This is a genomic window from Gilliamella sp. ESL0254, from assembly GCF_013344985.1.
Taxonomy (GTDB): domain Bacteria; phylum Pseudomonadota; class Gammaproteobacteria; order Enterobacterales; family Orbaceae; genus Gilliamella; species Gilliamella bombicola.
In genome coordinates this window covers 75,117-90,818 of record NZ_JAAEDU010000003.1, presented here as the reverse complement: position 1 = coordinate 90,818, position 15,702 = coordinate 75,117, and the positions used below count along the sequence as shown (strand labels likewise).

General features: G+C 34.8%; 13 protein-coding genes. All 13 read right to left on the bottom strand.

Annotated elements, in window-relative coordinates; translation table 11 throughout:
• Positions 1 to 36: 36 nt before the first annotated feature.
• The gene (gene clpX, locus GYX25_RS08660) at positions 37 to 1,311 is read right to left on the bottom strand and encodes an ATP-dependent protease ATP-binding subunit ClpX (RefSeq protein ID WP_091348653.1); all 1,275 of its coding nucleotides are present in this window, start codon (positions 1,309 to 1,311) and stop codon (positions 37 to 39) included.
• 10 nt (positions 1,312 to 1,321) lie between these two features.
• Complete coding sequence (gene clpP, locus GYX25_RS08655) at positions 1,322 to 1,924, bottom strand: ATP-dependent Clp endopeptidase proteolytic subunit ClpP (RefSeq protein ID WP_091348650.1); 603 nt, start codon at positions 1,922 to 1,924, stop codon at positions 1,322 to 1,324.
• Between the two features lie 93 nt (positions 1,925 to 2,017).
• Positions 2,018 to 3,319: a trigger factor gene (tig, locus tag GYX25_RS08650; RefSeq protein WP_091348647.1), complete on the bottom strand. Its 1,302-nt coding sequence runs from the start codon at positions 3,317 to 3,319 to the stop codon at positions 2,018 to 2,020.
• A gap of 108 nt (positions 3,320 to 3,427) precedes the next feature.
• On the bottom strand, positions 3,428 to 4,456 hold the full coding sequence (gene lpxD, locus GYX25_RS08645) for a UDP-3-O-(3-hydroxymyristoyl)glucosamine N-acyltransferase (RefSeq protein ID WP_174787189.1): 1,029 nt from the start codon (positions 4,454 to 4,456) through the stop codon (positions 3,428 to 3,430).
• Positions 4,456 to 4,944 carry an OmpH family outer membrane protein gene (locus GYX25_RS08640; RefSeq protein ID WP_160402096.1) on the bottom strand — a complete coding sequence of 163 codons (489 nt, stop codon included), beginning with the start codon at positions 4,942 to 4,944 and terminating at the stop codon, positions 4,456 to 4,458. Before GYX25_RS08640 ends, lpxD begins: the two co-directional genes overlap by 1 nt.
• Positions 4,945 to 4,979: 35 nt before the next feature.
• Positions 4,980 to 7,403: an outer membrane protein assembly factor BamA gene (bamA, locus tag GYX25_RS08635; RefSeq protein WP_091348637.1), complete on the bottom strand. Its 2,424-nt coding sequence runs from the start codon at positions 7,401 to 7,403 to the stop codon at positions 4,980 to 4,982.
• A gap of 25 nt (positions 7,404 to 7,428) precedes the next feature.
• Positions 7,429 to 8,748 carry an RIP metalloprotease RseP gene (gene rseP, locus GYX25_RS08630; RefSeq protein ID WP_167349324.1) on the bottom strand — a complete coding sequence of 440 codons (1,320 nt, stop codon included), beginning with the start codon at positions 8,746 to 8,748 and terminating at the stop codon, positions 7,429 to 7,431.
• 13 nt (positions 8,749 to 8,761) lie between these two features.
• Positions 8,762 to 9,604, bottom strand: coding sequence for a phosphatidate cytidylyltransferase (locus tag GYX25_RS08625; protein ID WP_091348630.1), 843 nt, complete (start codon positions 9,602 to 9,604; stop codon positions 8,762 to 8,764).
• On the bottom strand, positions 9,598 to 10,329 hold the full coding sequence (locus GYX25_RS08620; RefSeq protein WP_091348628.1) for an isoprenyl transferase: 732 nt from the start codon (positions 10,327 to 10,329) through the stop codon (positions 9,598 to 9,600). Before GYX25_RS08620 ends, GYX25_RS08625 begins: the two co-directional genes overlap by 7 nt.
• 51 nt (positions 10,330 to 10,380) lie before the next feature.
• A complete protein-coding gene (crp, locus tag GYX25_RS08615; RefSeq protein ID WP_065560787.1) occupies positions 10,381 to 11,013 on the bottom strand; it encodes a cAMP-activated global transcriptional regulator CRP in 633 nt (210 codons plus the stop codon).
• 86 nt (positions 11,014 to 11,099) lie between these two features.
• Positions 11,100 to 11,306 carry a YheU family protein gene (locus GYX25_RS08610; protein ID WP_091348626.1) on the bottom strand — a complete coding sequence of 69 codons (207 nt, stop codon included), beginning with the start codon at positions 11,304 to 11,306 and terminating at the stop codon, positions 11,100 to 11,102.
• A gap of 226 nt (positions 11,307 to 11,532) precedes the next feature.
• Positions 11,533 to 12,612, bottom strand: coding sequence for a hypothetical protein (locus GYX25_RS08605; protein ID WP_174787188.1), 1,080 nt, complete (start codon positions 12,610 to 12,612; stop codon positions 11,533 to 11,535).
• A gap of 117 nt (positions 12,613 to 12,729) precedes the next feature.
• Positions 12,730 to 15,408 carry an inverse autotransporter beta domain-containing protein gene (locus GYX25_RS08600; RefSeq protein WP_202983853.1) on the bottom strand — a complete coding sequence of 893 codons (2,679 nt, stop codon included), beginning with the start codon at positions 15,406 to 15,408 and terminating at the stop codon, positions 12,730 to 12,732.
• Positions 15,409 to 15,702 lie beyond the last annotated feature (294 nt).

Sequence of the window (15,702 nt, the reverse complement as noted above, 5' to 3'; positions counted from 1 at the left end):
CTTGCCATCATATTTTTATGATGGCAAGTTTATATTTCAAGCAGATAGTTCAGCATTTTCTCGGTATACTAACTTCGGTGCTTGATATTTTTCGACCGTTTCTTTTTCTACAATCACTTTTTTAATAGAGTTCATTGACGGTAAATCATACATTGTATCTAACAATATATTTTCAACAATTGAACGCAATCCCCTTGCCCCTGTTTTACGTTGCATTGCTTTTACAGCAATAGCGTCCAGAGCTTCTTTTGTAAACTCAAGTTCAACGCCATCTAATTCAATCAAAGTCTGAAATTGTTTAGTTAAAGCATTTTTAGGTTCAGTTAGAATATTAATTAAAGCATTTTTATCTAACTCCGATAAAGTACCAATAACAGGCAATCTTCCAATAAATTCTGGAATTAAGCCAAACTTAACTAAATCTTCAGCTTCGATTTGTGCTAATAATTCTGACTCAGAAATTTTATTCTTAGTACTTTTTACATCAGCACCAAAACCTATTCCTGTATTAGTTGATACGCGGTTTTCGATAACTTTATCTAAACCACTAAATGCACCACCACAAATAAATAAAATTTTTGAAGTATCAACTTGTAAAAACTCCTGCTGAGGATGCTTACGCCCTCCTTTTGGTGGAACTGAAGCAATTGTTCCCTCAATAATTTTCAGTAAAGCTTGTTGAACACCTTCACCAGAAACATCTCTCGTAATAGATGGATTATCCGATTTTCGTGAAATCTTATCAATTTCATCAACGTAAATAATACCACGTTGAGCTTTTTCAACATCATAATCACAATTTTGTAATAGCTTTTGAATAATGTTTTCTACATCTTCACCTACATAACCAGCTTCCGTTAATGTTGTTGCATCTGCCATTGCAAAAGGCACATCTAAAAAACGAGCTAATGTTTCAGCTAATAACGTTTTACCACTTCCTGTAGGTCCTATAAGCAAAATATTACTTTTGCCCAATTCAACATCACTTCGACTTGCATAATTACGTAATCGTTTATAATGATTATAAACAGCAACGGATAAAACTTTTTTTGCACGTTCTTGACCAATTACATACTCATCAAGATGCTCTCTAATTTCATGTGGTGTTGGTAATGGCTTACTTATAAACTCTTCATGAGAAAGAAAACTTTTTGTTTCTTCTTTTAAGATATCATTACACAATCCTATACATTCGTTACAGATATAAATAGATGATGGCCCTGCAATAAGTTTACGGACTTCATGCTCACTTTTACCACAAAAAGTACAATAGAGTAATTTTTCTGAATTTTCGTTATTCACTTCTATCACCTATCTAATATTAAGATCGTTTATTGTATATGGCATCAACTAAACCATATTCAACTGCTTTTTCGGCAGACATAAAATTATCACGATCGGTATCTTTTTCAATTACACTTATATCTTGACCTGTGTGCATTGCTAAAATGTTATTTAAACGACTCTTTACTTGTAAAATCTCTTGTGCATGTATTTGAATATCAGAAGCTTGCCCTTGAAAACCACCTAATGGCTGATGAATCATTACACGAGCATTAGGTAAGCAATAACGTTTACCTTTAGTTCCTGCCGTTAAAAGCAATGAACCCATTGAGCATGCTTGCCCCAAACAGATTGTACTAACATCTGGTTTTATAAACTGCATAGTATCATAGATTGCCATACCAGCTGTAACCACGCCACCCGGTGAATTAATATACAAATGAATATCTTTATCAGGATTTTCCGCTTCTAGAAATAACATTTGAGCGATAATAAGATTTGCCATATTATCTTCAACTTGACCTGTCAAAAATATAATTCGTTCTTTTAATAATCGTGAGTAAATATCGTAAGCTCTTTCGCCTCGAGAACTTTGCTCAACAACCATTGGAATAACACCCATATATGATTCTAAAGGCATTTTTATCTCCTAATTAAACAAAATAGCCCAAACAGATATTCCTTATTTGGGCTTTAAAGTGCTCTTTTTGGACTAAATGAAAAAGCAAATAGATTAAGCTATTTGCTGATTCATTAATTCAGAAAACGAGTAATTCTTTTCCGTTACTTTTGCGCTAGCTAATAATAGATCAACGACTTGATCTTCTAATGCAACAGCTCGAATATTCTCCATCGCTTTTTTATCTTTACGATAATATTCTAAAACTTCTTTTGGATCTTCATATGCAGTTGCGATTTCATCAATTAACGCTTGAACACGCGCTTCATCCGCAGTTAGTTTATTACTTTCAATGATTTCACTAAATAATAAACCAGTAGCCACTCGTTTTCTTGCCTCAGCTTCAAATAGTTCTTTAGGTAACTCCATACCTGGTTTTACATTACCACCGAAACGAGATAAAGCCTGCTTACGTAACACATCAACTTCGCGGTCGATTAATGCCACAGGTATATCAATTTCATTATTTTTAACTAAACCATCAATAGCTTGCGTTTTGACTTTATTACGAATTGTTGCATTGAGCTCTCTAGTCATGTTCTTACAAACTTCAGCTCGTAAGCTTTCAACAGTACCATCAGCGATACCAAAGCGTTTAATAACATCTTTTGTAAGCTCTGGTAACTCAAGCTCTTCAACCTTTTTAAGTGTTGCCGCAAATATAGCGGGTTTACCTTTTAGGTTTTCGGCATGATAATCTTCTGGGAAAGTCACATTAATATCAAACTGGTCACCTTCTTTATGACCAATAATTGCATCTTCAAACCCAGGAATCATGCGACCTTGACCTAAAACCAATGCAAAATCATTTGCTTTACCACCTTCGAACTCCGCACCGTCAACCTGACCAACAAAATCCAAAGTAACACGATATTGATCTTGAGCTGCTTTTTTAACCTCTTTCCAAGCACCTTGTTGTTTGCGTAAAGTTTCGATCATCGTCTCTATATCAGCATCTACAACTTCTGCTATCGGTTTTTCAACTTCAATTTTATCTAAATTTTCAACTTTAATTTCTGGATATACTTCAAATTCAACAGTAAAGGTATAATCTTCACCATTTTTATATTCTTGTGGAGTATAAGTTGGAGCGCCTGCTGGATTTAATTTTTCTTGAATAATTGCTTCAACAAAATTTCGTTGCATCAAATCACCTAATGCGTCCTGTAAAATAGAAGCCCCATAACGTTGTTCAACAATCTTTAAAGGTACTTTTCCTTTACGAAAACCGTCAATACGTACTTTTTTTGCAGTATTAATTAGTTCTTTATCAACCGCTTTTTTGATGTCTTCTGATTTAATTGTAATTGATAAACGTCGACCTAAACCTTTTGTTGTTTCTACCGAAACTTGCATCTTTATACCTCGAAATTATTGAATGTTATCCGTCCATAATTATATAAAAACGATAACTGAGCTAAAAAAATATTAAAAATAGGCATGCATTATACCGACCGTAATCGTCTACGTCGAGACATTTAATTGTTTCTTCTCAAGTGCTTTCAAGCGTTTATTCATTTCGTCAATATGTAAAACTAACGACGCGGTTTTACGCCATACTTTATTTTCTTGCAATGGAATACCTGATGAGTAAACACCTGGCTGTGTAATTGGGCGCATTACCATCCCCATACCAGTTACGGTAACTTGATCACATATTTCCATATGTCCATTAATCACGCTAGCTCCACCAATTAAGCAATGGCGACCAATAGTCAAACTCCCAGCCATAATAACACCACCAGCAACCGCTGTATGATCACCGATAATATCGTTATGAGCTATTTGGCATTGATTATCAATAATCACACCATTACCTATAACAGTATCATCTAACGCACCACGATCGATTGTTGTTGAGGCGCCAATTTCAACATTATTACCAATAACAACACGACCTAGTTGGGGAATTTTAATCCATTTACCTTTATCATTAGCATAACCAAATCCATCTGCGCCAATTACAGTTCCAGATTGAATTAAGCAATTTTCACCAATAATACAATTATGATAAATAGAAATATTAGCCCATAATTTTGTACCAGAACCGATTGTTGTATTCTTACCAATAAAACAACCTGCACCAATAACACAATTATCACCTAATACAACACCGCTTTCGATGACAGCATTAGCGCCAATCGAAATATTGCAACCTAGCTGAGCAGTTGAATCAATTACTGCTGTTGGTGCGATATCTTTTGCTGGTGTTGGCGTAGTATCAAGGATTTGTGCTAATTTTGCATATGCAAGATAAGGATTTTTAACAATAAGAGCAGCCCTACCCCAATGTTCAAGACTCTCTCTAGTCATTACGACAGCAGAAGCTTTACATGTTGATAAATTACTTTGTAATTTTTTATCAGACAAAAAAGTAATTTGCCCAGGTACCGCACTTTTCATTGATGCTATACCGGTGATGATTACATTACCATCACCATGTAACTCGGCATCAAGTTGCTTAGCTAATTGCTCTAAACGAATGGAAAACATTAGTTCTTAACCTTTTCCAACACTTTATCTGAAATATCAACTGCATCTGATGCGAACAATGTAGCTCCAGCGCTTAAAATAACATCGTATCCTTCTGTTGCAACAATATCTTTAACTGCCTCTTGAATTTTAGTAAATAATTTTTCAGCTTCTTCTTTTTGACGTTTTTGATAATCTACTGAAAACGCATCAGCCTTACTTTCAAAATCGGAAATTACCTTATTTAATTTAGCTTTTTCAGAAGAAGATAATGTTAAACCATCTTTCTTTAGACGAGCGATAGCTTCTTTAGATTTTTTTTCTTCTTCTTGCAATGAGTTGGCTCTTGCTTCAAATTCATTTTTCAACATTTTTCTTACTGATTCACGTTGAGGCATCCGTTCTAATACTGATTCAACATTAATCACACCCAATTTAACTTCAGCATTTGCAAATCCAGCAAAAAGTAATGCGGCACTAATGCCTAAAACAGCTATAATTTTTTTCACTTTAATCACCTATGTATTTTTATTTATAACATGAATTACCATGTAGAACCTATATTAAACTGGAATTGTTGTGATGAGTCACCATCATATTTCTTAAATGGTTGAGCATAAGAAAATACCAAAGGACCTAATGGTGACATCCACTGAACAGCAAGGCCAGCTGACATTCTAATATCAGATGGAGAGCTATAATCGGGAATATCTTTCCCCTTTAAGTTCCATTCAGTATCCCATACTGTACCTGCATCAAAAAATAGAGATGTTCTAAGATTATCAGCGTATTTTTCTCCAGCAAATGGAGTTGGAACAATTAGCTCTGTACTAACAAAAGCTATAGCATTACCACCTACGGCATCTTTTGATTTTGTGCATCCAGATGTACGTTCTAAACTATCACAAACGCCAGCTTTATTAAGATATACTGCTTTAGGACCAACAGTATTTGATTTAAACCCTCTCAATACTGATGCCCCACCAGCATAGAAGTTTTCATAAAATGGCAACTCTTTACCACCTAAACCACCACCATAACCAAATCGAGCACGAGTTAAGAATATCCAATTATGGTCATTGTCAATTGGATAATAGTAAGATGCATCCGATATCAGTTTATAGAATCGATTATCAAATACAGGTGCGGTGATTTTAGCATTAGCAGTCATTTTTAAACCATCAGTAGGAAAGAATCCACGATCTAAAGAGTTGTATGTCCAATAAGCATTCAACAATAGATCATTTGTATCATACGTAAATGAATGCTCATCTTTTGCTTTTTTACCCATAGAATCAAAATAACGCCACATACTATACTGTGGTTGCATATCCGATAATTTATGATTAGCAAATTCTGTACCAAATCGAACAAAATTATTTTCACTAATAGGGAATCCTAAATTTGCCGATGCACCCCATGTTTTACTTGAGTATTCTGACTCATCATCTTTATCGTCATTTTTATAGGTATTATAGTAAATACTACCGCCTAAACTTACTCCATCAACTGTAAAATAAGGATCAACAAGAGAAATAGATGCTGTTTTATCTGTATCAGTAGTATTAACATCAAATGAAACACTATTCCCTGTACCTAACCAGTTATCTTGAGAAATACCAGCGTTGAAACTGAGACCGCTATCAGAACCGATACCGACACCAAATTTAATACTACCTGTATTACGTTCAGCAACTTTATAAATGATATCAACCTGATCATCTACGCCTGGTACTCGTTCAGTATTTGCTTCAACAGTATCAAAAAAACCAAGTCGACTTAAACGTTCTTTACCTAATTCAACTAATCCATTACTTAACCACGCGCCCTCCATTTGTCGAAGTTCGCGGCGAATTACACTTTCACTTGTGATGGTATTACCGACTATTTTAATATTGCGAACATAAAAACGTTGACCTACATCGACAAGAACAACTAATTTAACTGTATGTGCGGCATCGTCCATTTCTGGTTGAATCGAAACCCTAGGGTATGCATAACCAAAATTAGCAAGTAGACGTTTAACATTATCTTCAATTTCGGTTATTTTTTTGCCATTATAAAGTTCACCAATCTCTACTTTTTCATTAGCAATTTTAGCAATCGCATCTTTATGATTTGCAAAATTACCCATAAATTCAAGTTGAGATACTTTATATTGTTCACCTTCATGAATATTAATTGTAACGTAAATGCCTTTTTTATCTGGCGTTAAACTAACTTGCGTTGACTCTATATTAAAACGAGCGTAACCTCGATTTAAATAAAAGCTCTGCAACTCATCTAAATCTGAAGATAATTTTTGTTTTTGATATTTACGATTGCCAAGCATATTCCACCAAGGCACCTCATCACGCAAAGTAAAGCGCGCAATAAGTTCTTCTGATGAAAAAGCCTTAGCTCCAACAATATTGATCTGATCGATTAACGCCGATTTACCTTCAGCAACAACTAACTTTAAATCAACACGATTACGAGATAAAGGAGTTACAACAGCTTTAACTTGAGCATTGTACTTACCAACACTGTAATAAAAATCTTCTAAGCCCTTTTCTATACCTGAAAGCATAGTACGATCTAACGCTTCGCCTTCACGGATACCCGAACTATCTAGATTTTTCTTAAGCATGTCATCTTTTACTGATTTATTACCGGAAAAAGTGATGCTTGCAATAGTAGGACGTTCTTCAACATGAATAATTAGCTGATCACCATCACGAGAAACAGTAATATTATCAAAGTTACCACTGGCATAAAGTGATTTGATGATACGGCCTAAATCAGCTTCATTAACATAATCACCAATTTGAATTGGCATTTCAAGTAATGCAGCACCAACTGTCACACGCTGCAAACCTTCAAATTTGATATCTTTCACCACAAAATCATCAACACAAAATGCATTGGAACTATATACGGCTGTCGTACTGAACAGCAAAGATGCTATAAGTAATTTATTTATTTTCATCGTAAATGTTTATAACCTCATTCCATCACAATCGTAAAATATCATTGAATAGTGCAATTCCCATTATTACCATTAATAAAAAAAAGCCAATACGAAAAAAACGCTCTTGGGCTTTATTTGATAAGGCTTTTCCGTTTATTTTTTCAAATAATAAAAAAATAAGGTGGCCGCCATCTAACATAGGTAATGGAACAAGATTGATAACCCCTAAACTTATACTGATAAAGGCTAGAAAATATAAATAAGGAGTAAAACCATAACTTGCTGTTTGCCCTGCGCTTTTTGCTATTGTTATTGGTCCTGATAAATGTTTTAATCCAATAACACCTGTTACTAATTGATAAAGCGAACGAATTGTTAACTTTGTGGTTAACAATGTTTGCGCAATACCTTTATTCAACCCATCGAAAAAACCATACTGAACAACTATCGCATCAGATGTAGGATATAAACCTGCAACACCTTCTCCGTTCTTTTGAACGGTTGGTACGAGTTTAAGATAAATATCTTTATTTTTTCGATTAACCTTTAAAGTGATAGCTTGAGCTTTTTTAATTGTATTGGAAAAATCACGCCAATCTACATACGATTGCTCATTATAACCAATAATTTTATCGCCAACACGTAAACCTGCCCGCTCAGCAGCAGAATCTGGTACAATTTTACTCACAATTGGATAAATTTCCAACTCTTTAGGCACAAAACCAAACGCCATAATAGCTGAATCTTTTTCTATATCAAAATGCCAATTGTTAATATCTACACTTTTTTTCACTTCTTTTTGATTACTATCATCACTACTATCAATATAAGAGAAAGTTATATTTGTTTTACCCATTACAGCAATTAAGGCCAAATTGACATCATTCCAATTTTCAATTTTAACATTATCAATGGTCTTCAACTCAGCGCCAGATGGGATTGAGACCAAAGCTGCTGGTGTGTTAGGTATTACATCTTTTACTTTAACTGGATAATGTACTACCCCTATCAAAAAAATAATCCAATAGATAATCAAAGCTAATATAAAGTTAGCAAATGGACCGGCAAAAATAATTAAAGCACGTTGCCAAATCTTTTTTTTATCAAATGCAAATTTTTCGTTATTGCTTGATAAGATTGTTGCTCTTCCGTCGAGCATTTTAACATAACCGCCAAGTGGAATCATAGCAATTACCAACTCGGTTCCACTTAAAAATTTATGTGACCAAAGTTTTTTACCGAAGCCAATTGAAAAACATTCAACTTTAACCTGGCATAAGCGAGCAACACAAAAATGCCCGAACTCATGAATAGTAACTAATATACTGATAGTAATAACAAATAATAATAGTGACCACAGCAAAATCTATCACCTTTTATAGTAAACAAAAAGATAATGCAGTAAAAACAGGAACAGCAGCAGTTAAACTGTCAATACGATCTAAAATACCACCATGCCCCGGAATTAAATGACCACTATCTTTAATGCCAGCTTCACGCTTAAACATACTTTCAGTTAAATCACCTAATACTGAAACAAAAATTGCTAACAAAGAGCTAATAAAAAATACGCTAAATGCCATATCAAACAAATTAAAAAAGTAAGCAATTAGACTAATAATGACTGCCAAACTAACACCACCAATAAAGCCCTCTATAGTCTTACCTGGTGATACTTTTGCTGCTAATTTTCGCTTACCAAATGTTCGCCCTGCAAAATAAGCGCCAGTATCTGTAGCCCATACTAGCACAAAGACATAAAGCAACCAAATTGCGCCTATATAAGAATTAGAATTATAGTTAATGGATCGTAATTCAATCATACTAATAAAAAACGGCACTAAAGTAAAAAAAGCAAATAACAATTTTATAACAATTGAATTACGCCAATATTTAGTTGTATCAGGATAGCTAAGTACTAAACACAAAGCAATTATCCACCATATAATCGATAAAAATAAAATAACGGCAAATACCCTTATTTTTAGTTCGCAGGAATTGGGAATCAAATAAAGTATACTTAGCAAAACAACGATTGAAATAGCAAAAACCAACCTTGAATACTTGTTAGTAATATGAAGAAACTGAGCCCATTCCCACGCTGCTAGTCCACAAACCAGAATAATAATTAAAGAAAATACTGATAACGGGACAAAAAAAACAACCGCTATAACAAGCGGAATAAGCACAATTGCAGCAAGTATACGATGGATTAACATGAGTGTTCCTTATTATGAATGCCTCCAAAACGTCGTTCTCTGGCATTAAATACATTGATTGCTTCATCAAATAAAGTCTGATTAAAATCAGGCCATAAGGTATCGGTAAAGTAAAGCTCAGAATAAGCAATTTGCCATAGTAAAAAATTACTAATCCGATATTCACCACCTGTACGAATAACTAAATCAACTTCGGGAAATTTTCCCATACACATTATTGAAGCAAAACGATCTTCTGTCACTTGTTCTAAAGTGATTTCTCCCTTTTTTATTTGCATAGCCATTTTTTTTGCAGATTGTAAGATATCCCAACGTCCACCATAATTGGCAGCAATATTCAGAACAAGGCCTGAATTGTTTTTGGTTAGATCTTCTGCGCGAACAATCATTTCTTGCAAATGTTCACTAAACCGAGAAATATCACCAATAATATTCAAGCGAACATTATTTTTATGTAAGTTTTTGATTTCTCGATTTAATGCATAAATAAAAAGAGAAATCAGAGCTGAAACTTCATTAGGCGGACGCTTCCAGTTTTCACTACTAAATGCGTATAAAGTAAGAACTTTCACCTTCAATCTTGCCGCATAAGCAACAATTTTTCGTACAGTTTTTAAACCTGCTCGATGACCAATGACACGCAATTGGTTACGTTGTTGTGCCCAGCGTCCATTTCCATCCATAATTATAGCCACATGACTTGGAATACATCTTTCTTGAGTCATGCCATATCTCGTATTGTATCAATCATTTTATCAATTTATTATTTTGACCAATTAACGTGTACCATAAACAACAATCGTTTTGCCATGTGCAGAAATCAAATGTTGATCTTCAAGCATTTTTAAAATTCGGCCAACTGTTTCTCGTGAACAACCAACTATTTGCCCTATTTCTTGCCGTGTAATTTTAATTTGCATACCATCAGGATGAGTCATTGCATCAGGTTGTTTTGCAAGATTTAAAAGTGTTTGTGCAATGCGTCCAGCTACATCTAAAAATGCTAAATTGCTGACCTTTTCAGAAGTTACTTGTAATCGACTTGCCATTTGGCTCGCAAGACGCATTAAAATATCAGGATTAACTTGGACAAGTTGTTTAAATTTTTTGTATGAAATTTCGGCCACTTCACAACTTGTTTTAGCTTTAACCCAAGCACTTCGCTCGGTGCCTTCTTCAAAAAGGCCTAATTCACCTAAAAACTGATTTTGATTCAAGTAAGACAAAATCATTTCGTTACCTTCATCATCTTTAATCAAAACAGCGACAGAACCTTTTAAAATATAATAGAGAGTTTCTGCTTTTTCACCTTGGTGTATAAGGGTGCTCTTAGCTGGGTATTTATGAATATGGCAGTGAGATAAAAACCATTCTAACGTTGTATCCGATTGCGGTTTACCAATCATTATTGCTACCTCTCTATTTAATTTACATCCAAGACACTATAACAAAGTTACACAATAAATCATATATTAACATACAATCATTTTAATCATTATTTAATTAGTTTAATATCAATTGTTTCATGTAATTGTGACCAAAATATGACTGCAGAACCATTTGCTAACTGAAGTTTAACATCGTTCACTTTTTCTTGTAATGATGTTTCGTGTAAACCGTAATCAGTACCTTCACGCAATACAAAATATTCTATAAGGTTATTTAACGTTTCAGGGTCAAGATCTTGCCAGGGAATATTCATTGTAAATTACATCGAGTTAAATTTGATGCCATTTTAAATGATTAAATTAATAATAAGAAGTGAGAATTTAATTATTATAGTTTTACTGAGTTTATCGGTTTTATATCAAGGCTAAATAGACAAGATGCAAACTATATTTTACCTAATACGTTCAATATTAAATTAAAACCACAAGCTAATAAAAAAACCACTCCGAAGAGTGGTTTTTATAATGTAAGAAACTAGCTTACAATGTTTTAACTTGAAGTTGGTAGCCTTGAATACCTGCTTTATGGGTGCTAAAGCTATAAACACTGTTATGCTTAGTACCAGAGGCACTAGAACCTAAGAAGATAGTATCATTTGTACCTGCTCTATTTCCATCACCGGTAAGGAAGCCAGATTCAGCTGCTACACCACCTATATTACCATTTGTACCAACAGGAAGATTTCCATTACCTACTACATGCCATTCAAATCTAAAGCCACTAGTAAACTCAGTTTCACTAGCCTCATAAGTACCATTACTATTTGCATCATCCCATACTATAGCTGCATATCTTTCGCCATATTTAGGTGTTAAAGTAGAACCTAAATTAGTATAGCTTTCGCGACTTAGAAGGTTACCTGTGCTATCAACTAGGAAAATACCTAACACACCACCTGAAGGCATAACAGGGCCAGGATTTGTACCATTACCGTTATCACTAGAGTTACCTTCACCAGGTCCTCCAGGGACGGTACCATTATCACCAGTCTCTCCAGGGTTAGTTGGTTCAGTACCACCATGAGCAGGGCCGCCTGTTCCAAAGATATTACTTACCCATGCCCAGTTACCTTTTGTAGGAAGACCAAATTCAGTTTCTGCTAAAACCTGGAAACCGATACTGGTTTTACCAACGAAATCATTGGTAAATTCAAATACAAGTTCACCTAATTCCGGATCGGTAGAATCATAAGTTGATACTACCGTAGGTGTTGGAATGACAGTCCAGTTACCACTTGAATCTTTTCCAGAAACTTTGAGTGACGTTTTTACTTTTCCTGCATTAGCAGTATCAGTATCACCATCTAAATCGGCTAATCGATATTTGATATGAACTTTATCACCTACTCTAACTACGTCACCTGCAACATATGCTGAGCCATCCGCATGGAATACATCGACAGTCAATTTGTCAGCTACACCTGCATGGGATTTCAATACTGGTGCATTACCGTTGATAAGATTAGCAGTTTCTTTCTGTAACGCAGCAAATGCACTACTTGCTGCATAGCCAGCTAAAAACAAGCCTAGTGCAACTTTTTTAATTGTAAGATTTTTCATGTTTAACTTCCTATTTTTTCTATAAACTAATGTATTATAGTTATACAAACACACCATTAAGTTGGTGTCCCTTCTACTAGATTACCGACAGTTATCGGTAATCTAAACTTTTATTTATCATAAAACGGTTACTTGCAATTTGAATCCTTGGTCCCCAGCACATGCACGAGGAGAAGATGTTACTTGCCTTAAATCTAGATTATTTGGTGCACCTTGTACCGCTGGAATACTAGTACCTGATGTTGCATAACTGTCGTTTCTACCTTTTATAATATAATGGGCATCAGTTCCCATTGCAACGTTAAACCAAGGCCCATTTGGATTACTAGCAGCATTTGGTAATGTTGTCGGGGCAACACCAAGACAAGCATCTGCATTTGAACCAACCAATGACCAAATCACATATGGATTAACGATTGGAGTACCATCAGCTGCAAAGGCTTTAACAAGATATTCCTTACCAACACGCCATTCGTTTGGACCTGCAGGGTCAAACTGAAGTAAAGAACCTGAACTTCTAGCAACTAGTACTCCAGAAGTATTCCAAACTTCAAGGAGACCTGCACTACCACCAGTAAAATCGACGGTAGCACTATTAAATGACTTACCCAAACCATACTGTTCTAGCGAAATTGAAAAATCAACCGCTCCAGTAATATTTGAAGCAACATCCAATGCATAACTATCGCCAATTACTTGTAAACCAGCAGCAGTTGAAGCACGAGATGATACATTATGGTCTTTTACTACTTTTTCAAATGATTTCACAATAACACAAGCAATTTGCCCTGGACATTGGTTTATATTGCCAGAAGTACCGTCAATTAAAGCAATTTTTCTACCATTACTCGTCGCCGTCCATAATTTTGAAAATTCGCTAAATGTTTCAGGAATACTGTTCGTTACATTTTCATCACTAAATCCATCTACATCTAGAAATGTGTTAATTGCGCCATTGTACACTTTAGGCTTAACAAGAGTTGCTAATACTGTCAAACTACTTAACCCATCAGCCGTTTGAGACGTCATTACTGTCTTATTTCCTGAAGTATCAACAGCCCATACACCGACTTTACGCATCACAGGGTCTGGTAATACCTCAAAACTAACAGTGTTAGATGTTGCAGATTTACCGCGACTATCTGAGACGGATAAAGATAAAGAATATTTTCCATTTGTGCTAACAGGTAGCCGCTGACCATTTGCACTAACATAACTAGGGGCAACAATTTTCCAGTTATTTGTATCAATTGGTGGATTAAGCCATGAAGAAGCAGTACATACCCCCACTGTCGCACATAAGAAACCGCCACCAGCATCAATGTCTAGCATATTACCTGCCCATGCTAAACTTTGTAAGTTTTTAGCATTATGAACGCTAACACTTAATGGATAGGTTTGTCCCTCAATTAACTGAGTTTGTTCAAGCCCCAAATCGACAGACATTTTCTTTTCTTTATATTCGAGAACAATGTAATTATTACGATCGACTAAATCATAACGGCTACCCTTTAAAGAACGAGCAGATTGAACCATATCTGGATCTAATTGGTCTTTTAATGGAGTACCAATACGATAGTTCATCGTTAACTCAGCTTTAGTTGCCTTTTTGTTATCTTGCCCTCGTTTATGATCTGCTTTGATAGTAAAAAGAGGAACTGGTGTATAATCAAGCCCTACAGTAACGGCTCTTGGATCTTTTTGTAAATTATCTTTACCAAATAATGCGACTTTATCACCATAGTATTGCTCATACATAAGTGATCCACCCAAATGTGGATATTGTGGTAAATAACCTTGGAATCGAACGTCAAAACCTCTTGCGGCTCGTTCTAAGTAATCATCAAAGTCTCTAGAATCCTTCCAATCAGATAAAGGGTGGTAATAGTTAGCAGCAAACTTCATATAATCAGTCCATGCTTCGGCACCAACACCTAAACGATTGTGCGCACGTTGAAAGTCATGATCAAAAAATACGTTATAACCAAGTAACCATTTTTTATCATCTACATCCCAACGTTGACCAACACCAAAGTTACCTATTCGACGGTTATGTTCATATTCTTGAAACGACATTTGGCTAAATATTAATGTATCTTCGGTATCGTACCATGGGCTAAATAACTTCAGGTTGACATTATTAAATGTACCTTTGTCACTCAAATCAAACTGCAATTGAGCTGTACCAAAACGCCCTAAAAAGTCTTGAACAGCGCTACGAGCAGGATCTACAACTTGATTTTTAGCTCCATTACGCACATAATTCTCTGCGTAATCTTTACCTCTATTCTTTAAATGCCCAGATAAGCCTCCGTTATCTGACGAAGTTATTTGTTTCCAATCTTGACTAGCTAAGGTTTGTAATGTTGAGGCAACTTGGGTCGAAAGTGTGTCTTTATCTTTTTTTACATTATAATTTTCATCTGAGCCTAACTGAGGTAAATTGGCATACTTATCGTTTTTATTACTTTTTTGTTTAATTGCAGGCAATAATGGTGAGTTTTCAGGCAAGACCAAGCGCTCTCCGACCTCAACTACATCTTTTTTATCAAAGCGCCCTGCATTCATTGCCCGTAATTCCGAAACCGAAATACTACTTAACAGTGCAATTTGATAAAGACTGCGCTGTTGATCATTTATCATCTCACGAGCTTTTGAACCATCTTTTAACTTAATTATCTTATTGCTATCTACAGAATCTTGTGGTTTCTGAGAGCCAATAGCAAAAGCTGACTGCCATCCTAATGTAGCAATCACAAATGCAGAGATAATTGTTAAATTAAGATTTTTTCTCATCTTAACATTCCTTATTTTCCTACGACAAACCGCATAACACAGAATTTCTAACTAAGACTAACTTGTCTTCATTAAGTATTTATGTGCTCATTTATTTTTATATTTTATGCTCTTTACATTTCTTTACATTACCTAGCCTTTTCAATTTTATTACAAAAAAGTCATTTATCCAAATTATTTCTTTATTTTTTTGATTTTTTTTGTAAATTGTATTTTATACTTATAAAATACAATTACTTAATCAATTAAAAATTACAATTATTATTAAGAAATTAGGAAAAATTACAGATAAAA

What these genes read in the sequence shown, in the direction of transcription:
- clpP (WP_091348650.1), bottom strand. Translation starts at nt 1,924, where the DNA reads ATGCCTTTAGAATCATATATGGGTGTTATTCCAATGGTTGTTGAGCAA.
- tig (WP_091348647.1), bottom strand. Translation starts at nt 3,319, where the DNA reads ATGCAAGTTTCGGTAGAAACAACAAAAGGTTTAGGTCGACGTTTATCA.
- lpxD (WP_174787189.1), bottom strand. Translation starts at nt 4,456, where the DNA reads ATGTTTTCCATTCGTTTAGAGCAATTAGCTAAGCAACTTGATGCCGAG.
- bamA (WP_091348637.1), bottom strand. Translation starts at nt 7,403, where the DNA reads ATGAAAATAAATAAATTACTTATAGCATCTTTGCTGTTCAGTACGACA.
- GYX25_RS08625 (WP_091348630.1), bottom strand. Translation starts at nt 9,604, where the DNA reads ATGTTAATCCATCGTATACTTGCTGCAATTGTGCTTATTCCGCTTGTT.
- GYX25_RS08620 (WP_091348628.1), bottom strand. Translation starts at nt 10,329, where the DNA reads ATGACTCAAGAAAGATGTATTCCAAGTCATGTGGCTATAATTATGGAT.
- GYX25_RS08610 (WP_091348626.1), bottom strand. Translation starts at nt 11,306, where the DNA reads ATGAATATTCCCTGGCAAGATCTTGACCCTGAAACGTTAAATAACCTT.
- GYX25_RS08605 (WP_174787188.1), bottom strand. Translation starts at nt 12,612, where the DNA reads ATGAAAAATCTTACAATTAAAAAAGTTGCACTAGGCTTGTTTTTAGCT.
- GYX25_RS08600 (WP_202983853.1), bottom strand. Translation starts at nt 15,408, where the DNA reads ATGAGAAAAAATCTTAATTTAACAATTATCTCTGCATTTGTGATTGCT.